The sequence below is a fragment of the Pantoea cypripedii genome (assembly GCF_011395035.1).
GTDB lineage: Bacteria > Pseudomonadota > Gammaproteobacteria > Enterobacterales > Enterobacteriaceae > Pantoea > Pantoea cypripedii_A.
Genome location: NZ_CP024769.1, coordinates 101,842 through 124,831 on the forward strand (window position 1 = coordinate 101,842; position 22,990 = coordinate 124,831).

General features: G+C 54.4%; 25 protein-coding genes. 14 read left to right on the top strand and 11 right to left on the bottom strand.

Annotation, left to right across the window (positions count from 1 at the left end; translation table 11 throughout):
• Positions 1 to 394 precede the first annotated feature (394 nt).
• Positions 395 to 1,522 carry an acyltransferase family protein gene (locus tag CUN67_RS20855; protein WP_208717372.1) on the top strand — a complete coding sequence of 376 codons (1,128 nt, stop codon included), beginning with the start codon at positions 395 to 397 and terminating at the stop codon, positions 1,520 to 1,522.
• A gap of 37 nt (positions 1,523 to 1,559) precedes the next feature.
• On the opposite strand, the gene CUN67_RS20860 is transcribed toward CUN67_RS20855, so the two are convergent.
• From CUN67_RS20860 to CUN67_RS20875, 4 genes are all read right to left on the bottom strand, one after another.
• A complete protein-coding gene (locus CUN67_RS20860) occupies positions 1,560 to 2,492 on the bottom strand; it encodes a sugar kinase (RefSeq protein ID WP_208717373.1) in 933 nt (310 codons plus the stop codon).
• A 53-nt stretch (positions 2,493 to 2,545) separates the two neighbouring features.
• On the bottom strand, positions 2,546 to 3,202 hold the full coding sequence (locus tag CUN67_RS20865) for an RraA family protein (RefSeq protein WP_208717374.1): 657 nt from the start codon (positions 3,200 to 3,202) through the stop codon (positions 2,546 to 2,548).
• 28 nt (positions 3,203 to 3,230) lie between these two features.
• The gene (locus tag CUN67_RS20870; RefSeq protein WP_208717375.1) at positions 3,231 to 4,190 is read right to left on the bottom strand and encodes a C-terminal binding protein; all 960 of its coding nucleotides are present in this window, start codon (positions 4,188 to 4,190) and stop codon (positions 3,231 to 3,233) included.
• A gap of 126 nt (positions 4,191 to 4,316) precedes the next feature.
• Positions 4,317 to 5,657 carry an MFS transporter gene (locus tag CUN67_RS20875; protein WP_208717376.1) on the bottom strand — a complete coding sequence of 447 codons (1,341 nt, stop codon included), beginning with the start codon at positions 5,655 to 5,657 and terminating at the stop codon, positions 4,317 to 4,319.
• Between the two features lie 640 nt (positions 5,658 to 6,297).
• Between CUN67_RS20875 and CUN67_RS20880 the strand changes: the two genes are divergently transcribed.
• Positions 6,298 to 7,536 carry an L-dopachrome tautomerase-related protein gene (locus CUN67_RS20880; protein WP_208717377.1) on the top strand — a complete coding sequence of 413 codons (1,239 nt, stop codon included), beginning with the start codon at positions 6,298 to 6,300 and terminating at the stop codon, positions 7,534 to 7,536.
• Between the two features lie 56 nt (positions 7,537 to 7,592).
• Here CUN67_RS20880 and CUN67_RS20885 read toward each other — a convergent pair whose 3' ends face one another.
• The 3 genes from CUN67_RS20885 to CUN67_RS20895 form a co-directional block, all read right to left on the bottom strand.
• Positions 7,593 to 7,901: a DUF1090 family protein gene (locus CUN67_RS20885; protein ID WP_208717378.1), complete on the bottom strand. Its 309-nt coding sequence runs from the start codon at positions 7,899 to 7,901 to the stop codon at positions 7,593 to 7,595.
• Positions 7,902 to 8,249: 348 nt separating this feature from the next.
• Positions 8,250 to 8,402: a hypothetical protein gene (locus tag CUN67_RS20890; protein ID WP_208717379.1), complete on the bottom strand. Its 153-nt coding sequence runs from the start codon at positions 8,400 to 8,402 to the stop codon at positions 8,250 to 8,252.
• Between the two features lie 17 nt (positions 8,403 to 8,419).
• Complete coding sequence (locus tag CUN67_RS20895) at positions 8,420 to 8,968, bottom strand: helix-turn-helix domain-containing protein (RefSeq protein WP_208717380.1); 549 nt, start codon at positions 8,966 to 8,968, stop codon at positions 8,420 to 8,422.
• A 101-nt stretch (positions 8,969 to 9,069) separates the two neighbouring features.
• Between CUN67_RS20895 and CUN67_RS20900 the strand changes: the two genes are divergently transcribed.
• Both CUN67_RS20900 and CUN67_RS20905 read left to right on the top strand, forming a co-directional pair.
• Positions 9,070 to 9,735, top strand: coding sequence for an AzlC family ABC transporter permease (locus CUN67_RS20900; protein ID WP_208717381.1), 666 nt, complete (start codon positions 9,070 to 9,072; stop codon positions 9,733 to 9,735).
• Entirely contained in the window at positions 9,735 to 10,055 is a 321-nt protein-coding gene (locus CUN67_RS20905; RefSeq protein WP_208717382.1) for an AzlD domain-containing protein, read from the top strand. Before CUN67_RS20900 ends, CUN67_RS20905 begins: the two co-directional genes overlap by 1 nt.
• On the opposite strand, the gene CUN67_RS20910 is transcribed toward CUN67_RS20905, so the two are convergent.
• On the bottom strand, positions 10,037 to 10,579 hold the full coding sequence (locus CUN67_RS20910; RefSeq protein WP_208717383.1) for a GNAT family N-acetyltransferase: 543 nt from the start codon (positions 10,577 to 10,579) through the stop codon (positions 10,037 to 10,039). The two genes, CUN67_RS20905 and CUN67_RS20910, sit on opposite strands and share 19 nt — an antisense overlap.
• Positions 10,580 to 10,641: 62 nt before the next feature.
• On the opposite strand from CUN67_RS20910, the gene CUN67_RS20915 reads away from it, so the two are divergent.
• From CUN67_RS20915 to CUN67_RS20955, 9 genes are all read left to right on the top strand, one after another.
• On the top strand, positions 10,642 to 11,112 hold the full coding sequence (locus CUN67_RS20915) for a GNAT family N-acetyltransferase (RefSeq protein ID WP_208717384.1): 471 nt from the start codon (positions 10,642 to 10,644) through the stop codon (positions 11,110 to 11,112).
• Between the two features lie 43 nt (positions 11,113 to 11,155).
• Positions 11,156 to 12,124 (top strand): magnesium/cobalt transporter CorA, encoded by a 969-nt coding sequence (gene corA, locus CUN67_RS20920; RefSeq protein ID WP_208717841.1) that lies wholly within the window; start codon positions 11,156 to 11,158, stop codon positions 12,122 to 12,124.
• Positions 12,125 to 12,462: 338 nt separating this feature from the next.
• A complete protein-coding gene (locus CUN67_RS20925; protein ID WP_208717385.1) occupies positions 12,463 to 13,857 on the top strand; it encodes an amidase in 1,395 nt (464 codons plus the stop codon).
• Between the two features lie 64 nt (positions 13,858 to 13,921).
• Entirely contained in the window at positions 13,922 to 14,719 is a 798-nt protein-coding gene (locus CUN67_RS20930; RefSeq protein ID WP_208717386.1) for a DeoR/GlpR family DNA-binding transcription regulator, read from the top strand.
• Positions 14,658 to 15,944, top strand: coding sequence for a Zn-dependent hydrolase (locus CUN67_RS20935; protein ID WP_208717387.1), 1,287 nt, complete (start codon positions 14,658 to 14,660; stop codon positions 15,942 to 15,944). Before CUN67_RS20930 ends, CUN67_RS20935 begins: the two co-directional genes overlap by 62 nt.
• A complete protein-coding gene (locus tag CUN67_RS20940; RefSeq protein ID WP_208717388.1) occupies positions 15,941 to 16,876 on the top strand; it encodes a phosphotransferase in 936 nt (311 codons plus the stop codon). The genes CUN67_RS20935 and CUN67_RS20940 overlap by 4 nt, the downstream gene beginning before the upstream one ends.
• Positions 16,873 to 17,811: a choline/ethanolamine kinase family protein gene (locus tag CUN67_RS20945; RefSeq protein ID WP_208717389.1), complete on the top strand. Its 939-nt coding sequence runs from the start codon at positions 16,873 to 16,875 to the stop codon at positions 17,809 to 17,811. The genes CUN67_RS20940 and CUN67_RS20945 overlap by 4 nt, the downstream gene beginning before the upstream one ends.
• 191 nt (positions 17,812 to 18,002) lie before the next feature.
• On the top strand, positions 18,003 to 18,272 hold the full coding sequence (locus CUN67_RS20950; RefSeq protein WP_208717390.1) for a hypothetical protein: 270 nt from the start codon (positions 18,003 to 18,005) through the stop codon (positions 18,270 to 18,272).
• On the top strand, positions 18,269 to 19,795 hold the full coding sequence (locus CUN67_RS20955) for a sodium:solute symporter family protein (RefSeq protein ID WP_208717391.1): 1,527 nt from the start codon (positions 18,269 to 18,271) through the stop codon (positions 19,793 to 19,795). The genes CUN67_RS20950 and CUN67_RS20955 overlap by 4 nt, the downstream gene beginning before the upstream one ends.
• Positions 19,796 to 19,834: 39 nt before the next feature.
• Here the strand turns inward: CUN67_RS20955 and CUN67_RS20960 are convergent, their stop codons facing one another.
• Complete coding sequence (locus tag CUN67_RS20960) at positions 19,835 to 20,164, bottom strand: helix-turn-helix domain-containing protein (RefSeq protein WP_208717392.1); 330 nt, start codon at positions 20,162 to 20,164, stop codon at positions 19,835 to 19,837.
• On the bottom strand, positions 20,148 to 20,540 hold the full coding sequence (locus CUN67_RS20965; RefSeq protein ID WP_208717393.1) for a type II toxin-antitoxin system RelE/ParE family toxin: 393 nt from the start codon (positions 20,538 to 20,540) through the stop codon (positions 20,148 to 20,150). Before CUN67_RS20965 ends, CUN67_RS20960 begins: the two co-directional genes overlap by 17 nt.
• Positions 20,541 to 20,713: 173 nt before the next feature.
• Between CUN67_RS20965 and CUN67_RS20970 the strand changes: the two genes are divergently transcribed.
• Positions 20,714 to 21,403, top strand: coding sequence for a DJ-1/PfpI family protein (locus tag CUN67_RS20970; RefSeq protein ID WP_208717842.1), 690 nt, complete (start codon positions 20,714 to 20,716; stop codon positions 21,401 to 21,403).
• On the opposite strand, the gene CUN67_RS20975 is transcribed toward CUN67_RS20970, so the two are convergent.
• Positions 21,393 to 22,985, bottom strand: coding sequence for a cyclic peptide export ABC transporter (locus CUN67_RS20975; RefSeq protein ID WP_208717394.1), 1,593 nt, complete (start codon positions 22,983 to 22,985; stop codon positions 21,393 to 21,395). The genes CUN67_RS20970 and CUN67_RS20975 overlap by 11 nt on opposite strands.
• Positions 22,986 to 22,990 lie beyond the last annotated feature (5 nt).

The following is a 22,990-nucleotide window of genomic DNA, read 5'->3' on the forward strand; positions in this document are numbered from 1 at the left end:
AATCATTATGTTGGTGATTTTTAGTGGTTGTATTGTAAGGCGGGCTGGATTTCCTGTTGATAAAATTATAATTACATTTTCTTTATATTTTCATTGTGAAATGTTTATAAATAAATTGACCTTTAATGGATGGGTTAGATAATACCATGCCAGGAAAATCATTCGGTTAAGGAGTGGAGATTCATTCAGGTGCATGCCAAATAATATCAGGGTGTCACGTTTTATCTGCTGCATTTATTTTTCGCAATATTAATGCTGTTGCAGGGTTTGATTATAAAGCAATAGCGATATTCTTAAATTAGGTAAACGAACTGTAAATGAGTGAGTGAAATGCTAGCATTATTTTGAGTGAGGTCCTTTCCCCTTTAAATAATTCATCACTGAAGGTGCGAACGTGAATACACAATCATTTCTCTCTGGCCGAAATATCGGTCTCGACCTGCTGCGCGCGGGATTAATTCTGGAAGGTGTGCTTTTACATGCTTCAAGAAGTCTGCCAGGTGAAAATGGCTGGTATTATGTCGCGCAGCGCGATCCGTCCGAGTTATTTACTGCTTTTCTGAGTATGTTTCATACATTCAGAATGGAAGTGTTTTTCTTTCTTTCGGGAATGTTTGCGGCATTAATTGTATTGCGCAAAGGTCAAAAGAGTTTTCTTGAGAACCGCCGCAAACGCGTGCTGATGCCACTCATCACGGCATATTTGTTTATTCCACCTTTAATGTATGTAATTGCCGGGCAAATGAAAGGCACTCCCTTATCCATAACGGGTTGGTTACACAGTTATTTATGGATGCACCACCTGTGGTTTCTGGTTTCGCTGTCGGTAATGTCCATGGTGATTCCGGGTAGCTTCTATCAATTTGTATCCCGGCAATTAGCCAAATTATCGCTGCCGATGCTGCTGGTGACACTAATCCTGCTGGCTAATGCCTGTTTTTTACTCAAATTTTTGATTAAAGGGCAGGGTGAGTTTATTGAATTGATTCCCGTTACCGCGCGCTTTCTGGTTTATTACGCCGCAGGCTTCGCGCTGTATGTTAACAGAGAGAAAATCGCAACATATGCGCACAGCTGGCTGCTCAATAAATGGTTGATAGCGGCGATGGCGCTGGTCACCTGGCTGGGATTCTATGTGGTTGCGCATCAGCATATTGGTAGCGCATTGAAATATCTTCCGGTGCTGATGGGTAGTGTGCTGTCAGTGCTGCTTTCTTACTGGCTGGTCTTTACCTTTGAACGTCTGCCGCTGAAAGAAAACCGTTTGCTGACGGGGGTGGTGGATTCCGCACTGGTCATTTATCTGCTGCATTATCCGGTGGTGATCACCTTCTCGTGGCTGATGGATGTCTGGCTGCCGGCCAACCTGTCGATTATCTATGTGCTGATTAACTGCGCCATCGGCCTGGCGGTGAGTACCCTGTGTTATTGGCTGATAAAACGCTCACGGGTCACATCATTGTTATTTGGCTTGAAACCGCAGACGAAGAAAGTGGTGATGCCAGCCGAAGTGAGTTTGTAATGAAAACGCCAGCCTGCTGTTCGGCAGGCTGGCAAACTCAACGCGCCGCGTGGAGGAAGGTTTCAACCTGGTTATGGTCAGGGATCGGTGCCACAGCACCATAACCCGTGGTGGTGAGTGCGGCGGCAGCGTTGGCGTAATGCAGTGCGCTCTGTGGGGCATCACCCGCCAGCAGCCGGGTGAGAAAAGCCCCCGAGAAGCAGTCCCCTGCGCCGGTGGCATCGACGGTCGCCACTTTATGGCCTGCCGCGACCACGCGTTCCGAGGCGCTGGCGTACATGGCACCTTCGCTACCCATTTTCAGCACCACCTGTTTAACGCCGAGTTGCAGATAGAAATCGGCGATGGCATCGGCATCCTGCAAACCGGTCAGCAAACGTGCCTCATCCAGGCTTGGCATGCAAATATCCACCTGCCGCGCGACTTCATGGATCACTGCTCGCGCACGTGCCAGTGGCCACAGCTTCAGGCGCAGGTTGGTATCGAAAGAGGTGACCGTTTGATGTTTGCGTGCCAGTTCCAGGGCAGCAAAAACGCTGTCGCAGGCGTTATCGCTGATCGCCAGGGTAATTGCTGAAGTGTGCAGCAGACGCGCTGCTGCGATGGCAGCTTCCGGCAGATCCTGCGGACGCAGGCGTGAAGCGGCAGAACCTTTACGGTAGAAAGTAAAATGGTGGCCACGTTCATCGTGACTAATAAAGTAGATGCCGGTAGGGGCATCTGCATGGCGCAGCACCCAGTCGCAGCGCACGTTTTCCTGTTGCCACAAGGCGACAAACTGATCGCCAAAGACATCGTTGCCGAGTTGGGTGAACATCGCCACTTTCGCCCCCTGACGTGCGGCGCTGACGGCAAAGTTTGAGGTGTCACCGCCATAACCGCTCAGGTAGCTAACCGGCTGCTGTGCACCCGGTAACTGGCTGAATTCGTAGAGTGGTTCACCGAAGGAGAGAATATCCAAATCTTTCATGTTGTTGATCCTGTCAGACGACCACGACGGGGTGCCGTGGCCGTTTATCACGGTTAAATGCGGCCGTATTTGGCCAGCCCTTCACGCAGCGATCCTGACTGGATAATCAGTTTGGCCTGTTCCAGCTCGCGCTGATCGATGGATTTGGACAGTTCCAGCACCGCTTCAACCTGGGCCTGCGGGACACACACCACGCCATCGACATCACCCACAATCAAATCACCCGGGTGAATCGTCACCTCGCCCAGGGTTAAGGTGACGTTGGCGTCGAGGGTTTTGAAGCGCCCCAGCGTGGTGCCAGGGGTCACGGTTTTGGCAAACACCGGGAAATCGTAATCACGGCGGATCTCGGTTAAGTCACGCACGCCGCCCATCAATACCGCGCCCTCATGCTTATTCGCGACTGCGCCAGCGGTCATCAGGCCACCCCAGACAGCAACGTTTTCCAGTGCCGGGCTGCCGCCGATCACAATCACGGAACCGGCTTCTGACTCATCAATGGCATCCAGCGCATGCTGTGGCGGTAATTTTTCCTCGGTGACATCTTCGAGGATGGTTACTGCCGGGCCGACAATCTTCTTATCGTTGATACGGTTCTTCACCTCAAACGGCAGGAACATGGTTTTACCGACAATCTGGTCGCAGGCATCCGCAATCGAAGCGGTGGAAAAAATGGCGCGATAACCTTCAATAATCTCTTTGCTATACATCTTCTCTTCCTCTTGGCAGGGCGGGTGATTAACGATTCACCCAATTCAGGGGTTTGTTACCTTCAAAAACGCGCAGCACTTCCTGCGCGGCTTTGCGTTGCAGTTCAATCACTGATTCCTCAGTGAACCAGGCGGTATGGTCGGTACAAATCACGTCAGGTAATGTCAGGAGCGGGTGGTCAGCGCGGATGGGTTCCTGTTCAAACACATCAAGACCGGCAGCGAACAGCTGACGATTTTGCAGGGCCTGAAACAGGGCGGTTTCATCGATCAGGCCGCCGCGTGAGGTGTTTACCAGCACGCTGGTGGGTTTCATCATCGCCAGCTGTTCCGCGCCGATCAGATGGCGGGTTTTCTCTGACAACGGGACATGCAGGGAGATAAAGTCGGCTTCACGACACAATGTTTCCAGCGAGACGTTGACCACCCCGGCATCTTCTGCGGCCTGAGCATCCAGCAGCGGATCGCACACCAGCAGCGAGCGGAAACCGATGCCGCGAGCTTTAGCCGCCAGGCAGCGGGCGATACGACCAAAGCCCACCACGCCCAGCACTTTGCCGCTCATGCGGAACATGGGTTCAGCCTGGCCGATGTTCCACTGGCCCTGATGAACCTGCTGATTGCGTGAGGTAATGCGGCGGGTAGCGGCCAGCAGCAAGGCCAGCGCGTGTTCGGCGACGTCTTCCGATCCGTAATCCGGTACGTTGGCGACATAAATCCCTTTCTCTTTCGCCGCCACGAGATCGACGTTATCCACCCCGACGCCGTAGCGCACCACCGCCTGGCATTTATCCAGTGCGGCGATCATGCCGCTGTCGAGGCGTGCTTCACGCAGCATCACGGCATCGGCATCACGCAACTGTGCCAGCAGCGTGTCCCGCGCGGTATTGGCAGGGATCACCACAAACTGCGGATGAAAGGCGGCGAGAATGGCTTCTTCTTCACGGTAATGCACGTAACCCGGTTCGAGAACCACAATCTTTTTCATGACAACCTTCTTAAACTGACATGTTAGTTTTGATTGATGTTGACGGTGAATATCCGTATCAGCAAGATTTAAGTCTGATATTGGTGATATGCGTCACGTTTTATTGATTAAATCTGAAATGTTAGATTAATGTCCCGGCATCGGAGCAACGCTGGGTTCGCGCTGACGTTGCAGCCATTTGATGATCATCATGGTGCAGATCCCGCCTACCAGCATGACGATGCTGAGATAGACCATCGGCGCGGTGGCGCTTTGCATTTGATCGCGGACCAGTGGGATGGTGTTTTGGGCGAAGAAACCACCGAGGTTAGCCAGCGAGTTAATGATGGCAATACCCGCAGCCGCTGATGCGCCGGAGAGGAATTTGGTCAGATTCCAGAAGCAGGGCTGGATGGCGAATACCGATAACACCACGCCGCAGATAAAGGCAAAACTGATGACCGGCTGGCTGGCAAACCACACCGAACCGATAAGGCAGACGGCAGAGGTAAACATCGGCAACGCGACATTAATGAACGGGTTATTGGTGCGTTCCGGCTTCTGTGTCAGCCAGCGCAGCATGATCATCACCAGCGCCCAGGGGATCATATTGACGAATCCGTTGGTCATATCGGTGACCCCGAATGATTTCACGATGGTGGGCATCCAGTAGCTGATGCCATAAGCACCGAAGCAGATAAAGCCATACACCAGGGCCAGCGCCAGTACGCGTTTATCCGTCAGGGATTTGAATAGCGTATCGACAGATTTATCGGTCTCCTGACGGCGTTCTTCATCCAGGCGTTGTGACAACCATTGCTTTTGTTCGGCTGTCAGAAACGAGGCGTGGGACGGACTGATCGGGAACCAGAACAAGATCGGAACGATAAGCACAATCGCCAGCAGGCCGGTGATCAGGAACAGCCATTGCCAGCCTTCGTAACCCATAATGCCGTGCATGCTGAGCAGCGCGCCGTTAAGCGGGGCACCAATCATATTGGCAAACATGCTGGCTGTGACGAGGAACCCGACAATGCGCGGACGGTATTTAGTCGGGAACCACTGCGTTGAGTAATAAATCAGGCCGGGATAGAAGCTGGCTTCCGCCAGTCCAAGCACAAAGCGCAGGCTGTAGAACATGGTCAGGCTTTGTGTGAAGGCGAGGGCGATGGTGATGATGCCCCAGGCAGCGAGGCTGAGGGCGAACCAGCGTTTCGCACCGACCTTAGACAGGATCAGGTTACCCGGTACGCTAAAAATCAGATAACCAATAAAGAACAGCGACGCCCCGAGGCCAAATGCCGACTCACTCCAGCCGAGGCTGCTGACCATCTGCAATTTGGCAAAACTGATATTTTGCCGATCGATATAGGCCACCACGTACATCGCCACCATCAGCGGCACCAGCATGGTGATGATTTTACGGATAGTGGTGTGCTCGATGTCGTTGATAACATCGCGCGTTTTACTCTCTGTCAAAGTACTCATGGCTGCTTTCCTGATTCTTATACGATTGAATGACAGCGTGAGAAGCCGCGAAAAGAAAACGTCTGCTCCCTGGTGGGGTGGTGGTGCAAGGTGGGGTTGAGGTAATGCCTCACCATGCATGGACGTTAACTTCGCGCTGAATGTCACTGGGTGATAAAACTGACATGTCACAAATCTATCAGGTGGCAGGAATAAAGTTAGGTGTATGTTAGTTCTTTGCTAAATCGATCACAAAAAGTGCAGCAGATAGCGATTTAATGTGATGACTATCACGCAGGGAGGTGGATTTGAGCACAGATCTTGCAGTCCGAGAGGCAATATCCAATTCTCAATCTAACATGTTAGTTTTGGTTTTGTGAGAATATTATTGATAATCAATGTGATGAAAGAAGTTTGGGTATGGCTTTTTCCCCCTGACGCAGCCAGGGAAAGAAGACAAAGAATGCCGAAGAGCGGCAAAGATCACATATCATTTCAGCTGATAGCCGCCATAACCCCGACTGATGTCTGCGCTGGATTTTGTGAGGCAGTATGCAAAATCACCACATGGCCCCTTTACCTGATAAACGAGGATGCTAGATTCTGACATGTCAGAAATCGACACATAACCACAATAAAACCATCCTTCAGGGGTAAAATTATGTTCTATGCATCTCCCTCATACCCGCTCAAAAAGCGTTCTGCGCTGATGTTGTTACTCATAGCGAGCGGGGCCGGATTGCCAGCGCTGGCAGCGGCACAACCCAAACTGGATGTGGTCGCCGAGTGGAACCGTCTGCCTTATGACCTGAGCGATCCTGCTGCTGCCGCGGCATGGCAAAAGAACGACACCAAAGCGATGCTGCATGGTGTCAAAGTCGATGCGCACGGCAACCTGTATGTCAGCACCGCCCGCTGGGGTGGTCCTGAAGTGCCCGCGACCTTGTCAAAACTGGTGAAAAAGGATGGGCAGTGGATGCTGAAACCTTTCCCCAGCGAAGCGATGAACGATGTACACAATCCGCAGGGTTTAAAGGCGGTGCTGGGATTTGAGATCGATCGTAATAACGTGATGTGGATTCTCGATCAGGGCCACATTGCGGGTGCGCCGAATAAACCCGGTGATGAAAAGCTGGTGGCCTGGGATTTAAATAAAAACAAAGAAGTGGCGCGTTACACCTTTACCAACGATCAGGTCGATTTTACCTGTTCATTCCTCAATGATGTGGCGGTAGATAATGATGCCGGTGTGGTTTACATCACCGATTCCGGCATTATGTGCCATCCGCTGAAAGGCGGTTTGCTGGTGTACAAAATGAAAACCGGTGAGGCCAAACGGGTGTTATCTGCGCCTGAATGGGTTAACGACCAGCCTGGTTTTACCTTCAGTATCCACGGTGAAAAAGTGCTGAAGGATAAAGACGGTAAAGCCAATCCGATGCTGACCGGTGCCGACGGGATTGCGCTATCCGGTGATAAGAAAACCCTTTACTGGACCAATCTGACGGGTAACCGGTTGATGAAAGTGCCAACCGCCGTGCTACGCAACTTTAATAACAGCGAAGCGCAGATCGAGCAGGCGATCAAGGTGGACACGGTGTTACCGTCGAATACCGACGGCATCACGGCGGACAGGCAGGGCAATCTGTATCTCACAGCGCTGATGCTCAATGGCCTGATGAAGCGTGATGCAAAAACCGGCAAAGTCACCCCGTGGGTGACCAGCGACGCAATCGCCTGGCCGGATACCATCGGCTGGGGACCGCATGGCGATCTTTACTTTGTCAGTAACCATCTCAACAGCTGGGTCGGTGGGGAGATGAACTTCAATAATCCGCCGGTGCCCAATTTCCGTATTTACAAAGTCCATGTGGGTGGCGAGTCGTATACGGCGAAATAACCGGGTTTGCACGCCGTAACGGCACGATTTAAGCGCCGTTACGGTTTGTTGCCAGGCTAATTATTGCGGGCGTCGTCGAGGGCATCTTCGGCATCCGCCAGTTTCTGACGCAGTTGTTTCACTTCACGTTCCCTGCGGCGAATTTCCTCCGTATTACCGTTACGCGAAACCGAATCGCGGCAGTGTCTTTTCACTTCAGTGATGGCACGTTCCAGCCCGGCAATCTCATATTTGTTGTCATATTCCTGGGCGTAGCTCATCTGGCGCTGAAGCGCCGCTTTGCGCTGTTCACAGTTTTGGGTTTGGTCAGACGCATGGCTGGCGACTGAGAATGCCACGAGGGGCAGCGTTAAAAACATTTTCATCGATAAATATTATCTCCTTGAATATTAGCGTGTTCTTCCTGGATGAATCGTTGTCATATTCAGGCCGAAGTGCATACGCAGCCTTTACTGCGTTCGTCAGCCGTAATCTAACGCTATTTATTTTTCAGGCTTTCGGTTTTGGTCTATTTCTTCTGTTTATTGGCAACCAGGATAAGAAGCAAATTCACCAACCAATTGAGCGAAATCCAGAAGTTCAGGTCTTTTCCCGATAATTCCGCCGGACTGTCAGTAACTGTCGTCCTGGACGCCGAAGGCAGATGCTCCAAAGACGGGCGATCAGAGCGTGGGGATGCAGCGCGCGCGGGAAGAGACCTGTTTTCCAGTGACTCACGGCTTGTCAGGTCCACCGGCGAAGTGGTGGACAAGTGTGGTGCGATGCTGCTGCCGGAGAACCCCCACGGCAGAGGAGAGTGAACGAAACGCCAGCAGATGTGGCAGCTCCGGTTGCAGAAAACAATGCTGATCCGCTGGTAACAACATAAAGTTATCCCTTTGGCTCAATTCTGCTCCGACAGCTGCACCGCCATGGTATTTGGCTCCAGTGCTTCAAACAGGTGTGGCTCGTCGGCGGGATAGCAAATGTAATCGCCGGGGCCGAGCAGTACCGGGGCATCACTCGGGCCAACCAATGCTCGCCCCTGGGCGATAATTACATGCTCCACCGAACCGGGCGGATGCGGTTTTGACGCACGCGGTGCACCAGGTTGGCTGGTGATCAGATAAAGATCGCGACGTCCGCCTGGCGGGCAACTCGCCAGCAGCGCGGCCTGATAATCCGCCAGTTCAGCAGACACCACCATCCCTTCACCTTTGCGAATCACCTGTAACCGCTTCACTTCCGGCTCCATCAGGCGCGCAAAGGGAATATTCAGCGCCACACATAACGACCACAACGTTTCCAGGCTGGGATTGCCGTTAGCCGCTTCCAGCTGCGAAAGGGTTGATTTAGCGATACCTGCACGGCGCGCGACTTCAGCCAGCGAAAGTCCGGCGCGCTGGCGTTCACGTATCAGTCCGGCGGCAATAATGTCAATCGGCGGGGTCAAAGCTACTCCTGTTCGATATAACGAACGATCGTTCATCTTGTAAAACGGTGTCGGGGCGTTCATTATAACGGCTTTCCTGTTCGATATGAGATCAAATTATTATGCGTCTGGGAGCAGTGACTCTGGATAAAGGGGTGATAAAAGCGATTGTCCTCGTTTGTCTGGCCGATGGTATCGTCGGACTTTCTTATGGATCGCTGGCAGCAGCGGATGGTTTCCCGCTCTGGGTGCCGATTGCGCTGTCCACTCTGGTGCTGGCGGGCGCATCCGAATTTCTGTTTATTGGTATTATCGCCGGTGGCGGCAGCCCGTTAACTGCGGCGGCTGCCGGGTTGCTGGTCAACGCGCGTCATTTGCCGTTCGGCATCGCGGTAAAAGATTTGGTCGGGCAGGGCGGTCGTGCGCTGTTTGGCTGCCATATCATGAATGATGAAAGCGTGGTGTTTGGCATTTCCCAACCGAAGCTGGCCCAGCGTCGCGTGGCTTACTGGATTTGCGGTCTGGGTATTTTTGCCATCTGGCCATTGAGCGTGATCAGCGGTGCGGTGATTGGTCGTTTTATCCCGGACGTGTCGGCGATTGGACTCGATGCGGTATTTCCCGCCATTCTGATCGCCCTGATTTTCCCGGCACTGCGCCAGCGACGCACGCGCATACCGGCTTCGCTCGGGGCCATGCTCTCAGTACTCGCCACCCCATTTGTGCCTGCCGGAATGCCGGTGTTGTTTTCTTTATTAGGTTTGCTGAGCTGGCGGGAGCGTAAATAATGGAAAATGGCTTAATCATTGCGGGTATCGCGCTGCTGGCGAGCGGGACATACCTGATCCGTTTTGCCGGATTCCGTCTCGGTAGCCGTATGCAGATGTCGGAACGCGCGCGCAGCATGTTGTCCGACGCCGCCACTGTGTTGCTGCTGGCAGTGGCGGTCACCACTGCACTGTTTGAAGGGACTCACTTCGCCGGTGTTGCCCGTATCGCAGGTGTGCTGTTTGCCGTCTTCCTTGCCTGGCGCAAAGCACCGTTGATTGTGGTGATCATTGGTGCGGCATTGATGACGGCAATCCTGCGTTACCTCGGTGTCCCCTGATCGCGCCAGGTATGCGCACGTAATTCATACACCAGGCTGGCGGGGGCGCCGGGAATGTCCACAACCCGGTCATAACAGCGCAACCCCGCCTTCTCCAGTACCTGCTGTGAAGCCAGATGATCTTCACGTACCGCCGCATCCACCACTGGCAGCTGGCAGTGATCAAAGGCATAGGCAATCACCGTGCGGGCAAATTCAGTGGCATACCCTTTGCCCCACACCTCTTTTGCCAGCCGGTAACCAAGATTATTCACGGGCCGGCCGGCAAACTCCCGCACCGTTAATCCGCCAAAACCCACGACTTCTTCAGATCGCTCGCGCAGACAAATCGCCCAATTGCCAAACGGATAGGATTGCCAGTGCGCCAGCCAGCGTGTTAACACTTCTTCAGTAAAGTTGAGGTCAGGAAAAGGACCGGCTGGATTAAACATGTTGCTGTCGGGATCGCCATAAATGGCGAACAGGGTATACAGATCCCGCATTTCAACCGGACGCAGAAACAGTCGTGCCGAGAACAGTTGCATGTGACTCACCTTATGTATCTTCCTGATCGCGTTTCTGGATTATAAGCACAGCAGGAGAAACCATGACACCTCGTTTAGCTCGTCCTGATGAAGCTGCCGCACTCTGGCGTATCCGTAACCTTGCGATTCGTCACGGTTGTCAGGCAGTGTATCCCGCCGATGTGATTGCCGCCTGGACGCCGGACGCGTTACCGGAGGGGTATTTTGAAGCGATTCGCGGCAATCCTTTCTTTGTGGTTGACGATCCCAGCTATGGCACGGCTGCCACCGGTTTTCTCGATCTGGCGAATGGCAGCGTTGAAGCCATCTTCACCCTGCCATCCTGTTATGGCAAAGGCTACGCCAGCGCCATTATGCAGGCGATTGTGCAGGAAGCACGGCAGCGTGGTTTTCGCCAACTGACGCTGGCGGCGACACCCAACGCCTGTGGATTTTATCTGCGTCACGGTTTTAGCGTGGTGAAAGAAAGTCTGTATCACTCGGCGCTGGCCGGTGCAGCGTTACCTTGTGTTGAGATGAAATATGACCTTTAAGACTATGATTACAGGACGTCAGCAGAAGAAGGATCTGGATAAGATGGTGATTAACTGCGTGGTCTATCGCCACGGCAAGCGTGAAGAAAACGTCAACATTGCCGACATCAGTGAGGTGTTAAAAGAAGAAAACACCTTTGTCTGGCTGGGATTGTATCAGCCGGATGCCGCCTTTATGCAGACGCTGCAACAGGAGTTCAGCCTGCATGAGCTGGCCATTGAAGATGCGCTGGTGGCGCATCAGCGGCCGAAAATTGAGCAGTATGGTGAGTCAGTGTTTGTGGTAGTCAAAACTGCGCACCTTGACGATCAGCAACGTATCACCTTTGGTGAAACGCACTTTTTCCTCGGTAAAAACTTCCTGATCACCGTGCGTCACGGTTCCACCGATGGCTATGGTGGCATCCGTGCGCGTGCCGAAAAAAACCAGGCGATGATGAGCGAAGGGCCAGGCTACGCCATGTATTGCATTCTCGACTGTATCGTTGATAACTACGCCAAAATTACCGCCAGCCTGAGTCAACGTATCAGCGAAATGGAAGACCAGATGTTCACCACCCGTTTCCATCGTGACACGCTGGAAGAGGTTTATCATCTGCGCCGTGAGTTGTTGTCGCTGCGCAATGCGGCGATGCCGGTCACCGAGATTTGCCCGCAGCTGGTACGCTTCCACGAAAATCTGATCCCAAAAAATCTGCGCGCCTACCTGCGTGATGTGCAGGACCATGCGCACCACGTGATGATCGATGCTGAAGATATGCGCGAAATGCTCACCAGCGCCATGCAGGTCAATCTGGCGTTGGTATCGGTGCAGCAAAGTGAGGTGAACAAGAAGCTGGCCGGATGGGGTGCGGTGCTGATTGTACCGACCATCATTTTTAGTATGTATGGCATGAACTTCGCTGATATGCCGGAACTGCACACCCACTTTGGTTATCCGGTGGCGCTGCTGGTGACGTTTATGATCTGCGGTTTTATGTGGTGGCGACTGAAACGTTCTGGCTGGCTGTAATCGGGCACGACGATTTTTGATCAAACGATTTTGTTATCACTGCGCGCGGAAAAGGGGCAATTTGTCGGTTGTCTCATGTTCCGCGCGTTTATCGTCCGCTGAGCGCTAAAACTGCTGGCTGCACCAGCAACAGTGATTCCGCTAGTAAAATATTCAACCGCGTGTCAATTCTCTGACATTTTATGCTGTCTCCTGTCATCACGCTTTCCTATCATTGCATCCAGATAAATACAACATATCCCACATTAACAACAAAAATCGGTCTTGCATCTCTGTGTAGCTATGCCACTATCAGCTCAACAGTTAGTCGGAATAACAGAGCGTGAAATATGCAGGGTATGCCGGATTTATTAACCGCAGCGGCACAGATTCGTCAGGGTGAACGCAGCAGCGTGGCTTTAGTGGAAAGTTGTTTACAGCAAATAAAAACCCACAATCCCACATTGAATGCATTCGGCGATGTCTATGACCAGCAGGCATTAGCCGAAGCGGAAATCTGCGACCGTGAACGCCAGCAGGGAACATTGCGCGGTCCACTGCATGGCGTGCCGTTCGGTATTAAAGATCTGTTTTCCACCGCCGGATTGCGTACCCGCAAAGGATCGCTCACCGCTATGGATAATGTCCCGGATAGCGATGCACCGATCATTGCGCGCTTAAAAGCGGCCGGGGCGATCATTATTGGCAAAACCGCCACCACCGAATTTGGCTGGACCGGATCCAGTTATTCTCGCGTGTATGGTCATGGCCGTAACCCGTGGGATCCATCCCTGACCAGCGGTGGCTCCAGCTCTGGATCGGCGATTAGCGTGGCGGCACGCATGGTGCCTGCGGCGCTGGGTTCTGATGGCGGTGGCTCGGTGCGGATTCCTGGTGCATTTTGCGGCATTTTTGCCCTCAAGGCATCGCTGGGTCGTATTCCCACCTGGCCGTGGTCGGCGACGGAAATGCTCAGCCATGCCGGGCCGATGACCCGCACGGTACGAGACAGCGCGCTGCTGTTTGATCTGCTCTCCGGCCCGGATGCGCGCGATCATCAGGCGTTACCGGCGAAAACCGAAAGCTGGCTGGAACGTTGTGATGCACCGCTGCCACCGCTGCGTGTGCACTACAGCCCGACGCTGTTTAACACGCCAGTGGATGCCCGTATTGCCGCCTGTGTTGAACAGGCCGTTGAGCAGATGGCGCATGCGTTGCCCATCACGCTGACCGCGAAGCCCCTCAGCTGGCAAAGCCCGTTCGGCACCTTCGATACCTTGTGGAGTGGGGGACGCGGCATCGCCTATGGCGCAGCACTCCGGCAGCAGCTCGACCAGCTGGACCCCGGTTTTGCCGCCCTGATTGAACGTGCGCAACGTATCGATCTGGCCGATTACCTGAACGCGCAAAAACAGCGCGCCCATTTTGCCACCCAGGTACACGCGTTGTTTGATGAGGTGGATTTACTGATTACGCCTACGCTGCCGATTCTGCCCTTTGCCGCTGATCGCCACGTCCCGCCAGGGCAACCGGACGGGGACAGTGGCGTGGAGTGGGCGCGCTGGACCCCCTTTACCTGGCCTTTCAATCTGAGCGGTAATCCGGCAGCCACGGTTCCGTGCGGTTTTACCCCGGAAGGCTTGCCGGTGGGATTACAGGTGATCGGACGTCGTTATGCTGAAGGGGAGGTGTTGCAGTTCTGCGCCGCGCTGGAAGCATTAATGCCATGGGATCAGCATTCTCCCAACCTGTAGCGAATACCTTGTCAGGATTCTATGGGTATACTGCGTTTTTCTTCGCAGAAACAGAAGGGTAAGCATGATCAATCAGCCGCGACTCGATGAGATCAAACGGGTACTGAGCCACGACAAACGTGTGCGCGTCACCGAACTGGCGCAGAAGTTTGTGGTATCGGAAGAGACCATCCGCCGCGATTTGAAGTATCTGGAAGAACAGGGCGTGCTGCGTCGGGTGCACGGTGGCGCGATTCTGCCGGTGCCGAGCGAGGAGCAGCCGCTGCAAATTCGCAGCCGCATTAAACCGCGCGCCAAAGTGCGTATGGGGCAGCTGGCGAGTGAACTGGTTGAAGAGGGGATGGCGTTGTTCCTTGATACCGGCACCTCGACGCTGGCGCTGGCACAACAGCTGACGCGCTTCTCGCGGCTGAAAATTATCACTAATTCACTGGATATTGCGACGCTGCTGACGCAGCAGAGCGAGAATGCTGTGACGCTAACACCAGGGCGCGTCCGGCGTAATGATAACGCACTGATTGGCCCCCATACGCTGGATTTTGCCCGGCAGTTTCACTACGACATCGCCTTTATGGGCATCGGCGCGGTGGATCGGGACAACGGCTTTATGGACTACGAGGAGCCGGAGGCGTTATTACGGCGCGTGCTGAGCACGCACTGCCGCCAGAGTGTGATTCTGGCGGATGAAGGCAAATTTGGACTGCGTACCTTTGTGAATACGCTGCCGTTCAGCGCGGTCGACACCTTAGTGACCAATGCGCCGCCACCGGCAGCTTTTGTAGCGAGTCTGGAGAACGCCCATGTCAACATCCTCCATCCCGGCACGGCCGCGGATGACGTCACGCGACTATCAGGCATTTGATGCGCTGTTTGCCACCAGCAGCCGCATTGGTGCCACGGCGGCAGGCGGTTTGCATCGTCTGACGGCCAGCGCCGAAGATCAACAGGTACGCGATGCCTTTTGTACCTGGCTGACCCAGCAGGGTTTTGACGTAAAGATTGATGAAATCGGTAATATTTTTGGTCTGATGACGTTGCGCCCAGGGGCACCCTGGCTGCTGTGTGGATCGCATCTCGATAGCCAGCCGCTCGGGGGACGTTTCGATGGCGCTTACGGCGTCACCGGTGCCGCAGCCACCCTTGCCGCGCTGGCGCGGCAGTTGCGTGACCATCCCGCTGAAGCACAATGCAACCTCGCAGTGGTCAACTGGACCAATGAAGAAGGCGCGCGTTTTCAGCCGAGCCTGATCGGCAGCTCGGTCTTCACTGGCGCTGTGACGCTGGATGACGCACTGGCCTGTACCGATGCCGATGGCATCACGCTGGCAACCGCGCTGGCAGAAATTGGTTATCGCGGTAAAACGCTACCGGCATTGCCGTTGCGCGCCTACCTCGAATTGCATGTGGAACAGGGCCCGCACCTTGAGCAACAGGGTAAACAGATTGGCGTGGTGACGGAAACCTGGGCGGCGCTGAAATGGCAGGTGACGTTTCGCGGTGAGCAAAACCACACCGGCCCGGCGTTGATGAGTCGCCGTCGTGATGCGTTGCTGGCGGCGGCACAGACTATCGTTGCGGTACGTGCCGAGGCCGATCGTCATGGAGAAATCCTGCACACCTCGGTGGGGCGTCTCGAAACCAGCCCCAACTCCCCCAACGTGGTGACGTCTGAAGCCACGGTGTACATCGAATTCCGCTCTGCTGATGAGGCGTTGTTGCATCAATTACGTGACAGCTTCAGCCAGCAGATGCAATCGATTGCTCAGGCCACCGCTACCGATGTCAGCCTCGATCGCGCGCAATTTCGCGCGCGACAACAGCTGGATGCCGGACTGGCACAGCGCGCGTTGCAGCAGGCAGAACACCTCAGTCTGAGTGCCATGCCGCTGCGTAGCGTTGCCGGGCATGATGCCGTCAGCCTGAGTTATCACTGCCCCAGCGCGCTGCTGTTTGTCCCGAGTGCGGGCGGGTTATCCCATAACGAGCGTGAATTTACCGCCACTGACGACCTGCATCGTGGGTTGGACCTGCTGATGGCGCTATTGAGCGATCTCATCCTGCAACCCGTCCCGGAGGAAACCGCATGATGACGCGCTTAGAACAGGTTCTGGAAGCGTGGCAACCCGGTCAGCGCTTTGTTGTCGAACCCGGCTGCGCCGGGGTGGCTTCACCCCATCGGCTGGCGACGGAGTGGGCAGGATTTCGACTTGAGCATGCGGGCCAGCGCTTTTACGCCAAAGTGTTATGTGATGATCAACGCGCGCTGCTGGATGTGCGCCGCAGTGCCGAAATCAGTCGTCAGGCCGGTGAGTTGGGCATTGCCCCTGCGCTGCGCCATGTTGATGAACAGGCTGGCGTGCTGATCTTCGCCGCGCTGGATGACGATTTTCGCTGGGCGAAACTGGCCAGCTTCAGCGACCCGGCGCAGTTCGGCGCGCTGACTCGCATCCTGGACCGCTTGCACGATGCCGCGTTACCGCTGCCACAGCATACGCGTCAGCAGGACATGCTGCGGCTGCGCCAGCAAATAGGGCAGGCAAACATCGCATTGCCGGAGGAGATGGTATGGCTCGGTGAGTGTGTTGATCTGGCCTGGCAGGCACTGCTGGCTGCACCCTTTACGCCGGTGCTGATTCACGGCGACCCGATTGCCAGTAACTGGATGGTCAACAGCCAGGGTGACTGGCGTCTGCTGGATTTCGATTACGCGGCGCAGGGCGATGCCTGGCATGATATCGCCACCTTAATTCATGAACAGTTGCCCACTGATGATCGCTGGCGCGATGCGATCCGCGCCTGGCGCGGTGAATGCAGCGAAGCCGATGTCGCGCGCTGCCGTTTGTACGCGCTGGCGGATGATTACCACTGGACACTGTGGGGCATGCTGAATGGCCACACCAGCGCACGCGGGCTGGAGTTTGCCAAACTTGGCCAGTGGATGTTGCTGCGCTGCCGCCAGAGCGCGCGCGATCCCCGATTCGAACGTTGGTTAACCCTGACAGCGGAGCAATCACGATGAGTAAACAACCCGGACAAGCCGTAAGCTGGCAGGAGCAGCGTCTGGAGCAGGCAATCGCTGCGATGCCCGGCTGGCAGAACAAAACCATCCACTATCGCCCGGTTTGCGGGGGAATCTCGAACGCTAACTGGCATGTGGCGGTTGCAGGTGCGCCCAGTGCTTACTTCGTCAAAATTCCCGGTGAAGGCACCGAGCGGTTTATCAATCGGGACACCGCACACGAGGCCAGCGTCAAGGCGGCACAAACCGGTTATGGCGTGCCGGTAGTGGCTTATCTGCGCGAGTTAGGGGTGGAGATATTCGAGTTTATTGACGGCTGGCGAGCTTCATCCAACCTCGATTTTCAACAACCGGCGATTCGCCACCGCGCGTTGCATGCGTTGAAAAGTTTTAACGACCAGCCGCTGCTTACCGAGAACAAAACCGTGTTCGATATGCTTAATGAACATATTGGACAGGTGCAGGCGCTCAATGCTCCCTTTTCGGCGGATGCCGTCTGGCTGCATAAACAGGCGCAACGTGCACAACAGGCGCTGGAAGCCGCGGGACTGGATAGCGTGCCTTGTATGAATGACACCCTGGCCGGGAATTTTATGCTGAATGCCAGTGATGAAATTCGTCTCGTAGATTTCGAGTATGCCTCGAATAATGACCGTTGTTACGAACTGGCATTATGGTTTGGCGAAATGTTTTTTACACCGCAAATTGAACTTGAGTTGCTGGAAGATTATTTCGGCAAAGTGGATAGCGCGATATTTGCCCGCGTACAGATCCATAAATATCTCGCTGATATGAAGTGGTCAACCTGGGCGATTATTCAGCATCAGGTGGCGGAGATTGATTTTGATTTCTCGAAATATGGTCGCTGGAAAGAATTACGCGCCCGCAGCGTATTAAATCATCCCGACTGGGAAAACTGGTTGCGCGCTGTTTAATCAACTTATTATTCTGATTAACCGAAGGGTCGGCATTGATGCCGACCGGGTCAATAATCGCACGTTTTCGTAGCGGCGCGATTTATCGCGCGGGTTCCAGTGGATATGGTCTTATTGCACCACAGGGGAAAGGCTGTCTGACAGCAGGTAAAGGAGTGCGAACACCGTCATTCTACATATCGGAGGGGATTATGAGTACCATGATCATGGCGCAACAATTGCGCGATCGCATTCGTATTAAAAATAAAATCTTTGCCGTCTATCTGTTGGCGTTATTACTGCTGGCGCTCTGTCCGCCGTTATATTTAAGCATCAGCGGCAGCAGTGCATTGTTTCTGGGTATTCCGTTGCCGATTATTTACTGGCTGGCTATTGCGGTATTTCTTGGTGTCGGATTATGGGTGATGTATCTCGCTGAGTGTGCATTTGGCGAGATTCCCGCGGATGAGGAAGTATCATGAAAATTAGCGCCGCAGAACCACATTATTTAATTACCTTTGGCATGATCGGTTTATTTTTGGCGATCATGATTGCTGTACTTTATGCCACCAACCGTAAAAGCACTTCGTTCTCCGATTACGCCGTTGGCGGGCGCTCTTACGGTCCCTGGTATATCGCCATGAGTTACACCAACTCCTGGTGGCCGGGTGCGACCTTCACCGCGTTTTTTGCGCTCTCTGTCAGCGGTGTGATTGGCTTCTACGGCGCGGTGTATTCCACGCTTGGCGTCACCGCCATGTATCTGATGGCGCGCCGTGCCTGGAAATGGGGCCAGCACTTTAACCTGACCACGCAGCCCGATCTGCTGGGAATGCGTTACAACAGCCCGGCGGTCAAACGTGTGGCATCGATCATTGGCATCATCTGCGTGTTTCCGTGGGTGGTGATGGGCATCCAGGCACTGGCGTTGCTGGTGGAGTTCGCCAGCTTTGGTCGCTGGGGCGTCACCACTTGTCTGGTCGCGGGGGTGTTACTGATTCTGGTACGCCAGTACTGGACGGTAAGTATGGGCATGCGTGGGTTGATCATGACCGATATGTACCAGGGCATCATCGCTTATGGTCTGGGCGCGCTGGTGTGTGTGGTGCTGCTATTCAATGGCGATCACAGCTTCGGTCAGCTATCGTCACTGCCACCGACGATGTTGCAGATTCCGGGTGCCGAAGGCTCGCATTACGGTTCGTGGTATATGTTCAGCCTGATTTTCACCGGCGTGGTGGGTTCGATGTGCTGGCCGATGAGCTTCCAGCGTATCTACACGGCCAGCGGTATCAAGGCGGTGAAGAAGGGCACGTTGCTGACCATTCTGCTGGTGGGCGGTTTCTACGCCATCCTGATGTTGTTTGCTACGGCGGTCAGCCAGGACCCGAATGTGCAGGCCAACCCACAGAACGGTTTCTTCACGGCCTTGTTTGATCAGGGTGGTCCGTGGCTGCTGGCGTTAGCGCTGGTGATTGTGCTGGCAGCGAGCATCGGCCACGTCGATGGTTGTGTGCAGGTATGCGGCACGCAATTCGCCAATGACCTTGCCACCTGGAACAAACCGCGTAGCGATCGTCAGTTAACGGTGCTGGCAAAATCGGGCATGGTGGTGTTTATTGTGGCGGCTGCGTTGCTGGCGTATTTCACCTTTAACTATTCACGTTTGCAGTTGCTGGCGCAGATCTCCTACCAGGGGATTATCCAGCTGGCGGTGCCGCTGTTCTTCGGTATTTTCAGCCGCTTTGGCAACAAGCAGGGCGCACTGCTCGGCATGATGACCGGCATCATTATCGCCATCGTGCTGACGGTATTTTTCCCCGATGACATTCCGGCTCTCGGCTCGCTGACCAGCGGCATTGTCGGCCTGGCAGGTAACCTGCTGGTGTTTGTCGCCTGCGGCGTACTGGTGCCGGTGGATGCCAAAGAGAAAGCGCGGGTTGAGGAACTGTTTGCGCTGGCGGAACGCCCCACGCAGCCGCTGGGGAAACCGGTGCTGAATTAATGCGGATGTAAAAAAAGCCCCATTTATTGGGGCTTTTAATCAGATGGCGAAGACATCCGGACCTTTTATCGCAATGGTATTAAGTACGCGAAGCGCAGCGCCATTGGGTTTTTTTTCACCACGTTCCCATTTTGAAATAGTCACAACGGACATATTCACGTACAACGCCAGCATGGCCTGACTTAAGTGGAAACGATCACGTAAGGAACGTATTTCTTCGCCATTCATATCCTGAACTACTGGCAGGCTTGCACGTAGTTCTCGCAGCTGGACGCGGGCATCAATACGTTTTACCAGGTCATCAGAAACCACGCCGATTTCGTTGAAATCGTGAGCGATTTCCTGCAAATCTTTAAGATGATTCACCATCACACTTCACCTCTCTCATTTTCCCTGCCTTAATGGCTATCTGTGCCTGTTCAGGCGTCATACACATCAATTGCACTGCAACCGCTTTATAGAACGCAAGTTCAGCATCCGGGATTTCCTTACTGTTCTTCTTCACATCATTTTTAACCCAGCCATTCATGAAAAATAAATCCTGACCTGACTTAAACGCGATGATTACGCGAGCACCGTAACTTTTTCCCCGGTTTAATGGGATACGTTTTTTATAAACATCCCCACCCAGATTGGCTTCATAGTGGCCCGCCATAACTTCCTTTGCAGCTTTGCATAACTTTCCGTTGTCGACGTCAGTACCTTTAAGGTTCCTGTCGAACGGTTTTAAAACGTAATTTGTCATCACTTTTCCTTGTTGATTTTATTAGAGCTTCCCTGCTCGCAATCACACTATATATAGTACTAAGTATTGTATATGACGACAACCTAATCAATGGTTGCTTAGGAAGCAGATGCATCTTCCGCCAAATAAGTCCATGATAAGCCGATGATTCCCAACAGGAGCCGATCATGGCGATGTCCACCCCTTTCAATATTGGCCTGCTGCTTTTTCCTTCTCTGACACAACTCGATCTTACCGGCCCGTGGGAAGTCTTCGTGCGGATGCCGGGCGTGAATAACTACCTGGTATGGAAAGATCGCCAGCCGGTGATGTCTGACCGGGGGTTAGCCATCATGCCGACGGCCACCTTTGCGGATTGCCCGCCACTGGATCTGATCTGTATCCCTGGTGGTCCGGGGCAAATTGCGCTGATGGAAGATGACGAAACGCTGGATTTTGTCCGGCGTATGGCCGACAAGGCGCAGTGGGTGACCTCGGTCTGCACCGGCTCGCTGGTGCTGGGTGCGGCGGGATTGTTGCAGGGCTATCGCGCCACTTCCCATTGGGGATCGCTGGATCAATTAAGTTTGTTTGGGGCGACGCCGGTACAGGAGCGAGTGGTGCGCGACCGTAACCGTATCACCGGTGCTGGCGTGACTTCCGGTATCGATTTTGCGTTGACGGTAGCGGAAGAACTGCTGGGCCGTGCAGCGGCAGAAAATATTCAGTTGCAGATGGAGTACGATCCGGCACCACCGTTCCACAGCGGTTCACCACGCAGCGCTTCAGCAGAGAGGCTGGCCGAAGCGCAGCAGCAGATCGCGGAATTTATCGCCCGCCGTCGGGTGGCGAGCGAGAGAGCGGCCGGGCGGCTTAAGCGTTAAGTAGCTGGCCCAGCTCCAGTTTAAGGCAGCGATCGGCGAGGTGAAAATAGCGATCGTCATGGGTTATCACCAGCACGGTTTTACCCCGCGCTTTCAACGCGGGCAGCAGCTGGTGATAAAACACTTCGCGGAACGCCGGGTCCTGATCGGCAGCCCATTCATCAAACAGATAAAATGGTCGATCTTCCAGCCACGCCACCAGTAACGCCAGCCGTTTGCGCTGGCCGGTGGAGAGTGCCAGCGTCGAAAATACGCCATCCTGCAACGTGACTTTGTGGTTAAGCTGCAACGCTTCAAGTAGCTGTTGTGCTTCATCATTCCAGCGTGCGGTATCAATCCCCTGAAGATCGTCGAACAGGTGAAAATCGTTGAATACCGCCGAGAACAGCTGCCGATAGCGCGCGCGGCTGGCATCGGTGATGGCCACACCATCCAGCAGCAACTCGCCGCCATCCGGTTGATATAAGCCGGTAATTAGCCGGGCCAGCGTGGTTTTGCCGCTGCCATTACCGCCGGTGAGATACACCAGTTCACCGGCGGTAAATTGCAGCGAAATCGGTCCGACCTGAAAACCCTGCGCTGCGCCATGATGGTAGGTCAGGTCGCGCAGCTCCAGCCGCTGAAATCCCAGTGGGGCCGAATCGATATGGGTTTGCTCGGGTGGTAATTGCAGCTGCATCGCATTGATGCGCTTCAGGGCAACCTGGGTCAGGGTCAGCGAGGGCAGGGTAGAGAGCGCGCTTTCAATCGGCACAATCATATAAAGAAACACCATGGCAAACCCCGACAACACCGCACCGTGCAGGTCCAGCACGCGGGTCAGCAGAAACATCACCACACCGATAAACGCGAAGAAAAATACGCTGGCCCAGATATTCGCCAGCGAATACAACACGTAACCACGCGTGCGCTCGACGCGCACTTTCTCAATAGTGGTGAACAATCGATTATGCAGAAACGCCTGCTTGCGCGCGGCGTGCAGCCGCAACTCCTTGGCCCCGCTAAACAATGCATTGACATCGCCGGTCAGGGTTTCTTCGCGCTGGCGCGACTGGCGCATCAATTGCAACGCACGGCGATGAACCCAGCTGTAGGCGAGGGAACCAATCAGCACGGTCACAACCGCAATCCCCATCACCACCGGCGACAGGTAACCCAGATAGGCCATACAGCCAATAATCACCGCCAGCGACATGACAAAAGCCGGGAGCGAAACGAAAAATATCACCACCTGATCCAGATCCTGGGTCAGGATGCTGAGTGCGCGCGGCATACCGTGCAGCTCCAGATCGGCGTAGCGGGCATCCGCCACCTGCTGCACCAGCATGCGTCGCAGCTGTGCTTTGCTGCGCTGGCCCATCGCCATAAACAGTGACTGACTCAGGGTTCGGGTACCGAGCATCAGCAGCGCCAGCAGACCAAACTGCCAGGCCAGTTGCAGGCGTTGCGCGTCCGTAGCGTTCAGCCCCTGGTTGATTAATGCCAGCAGCGCGGCGTTGCTTAAACCACCCACCACGCTACAGCCCAGTGCGAGAAAAAATAGCGCACCGGTGGTGCGCAGTAACATCAGGTAAATCGCCACCTCAT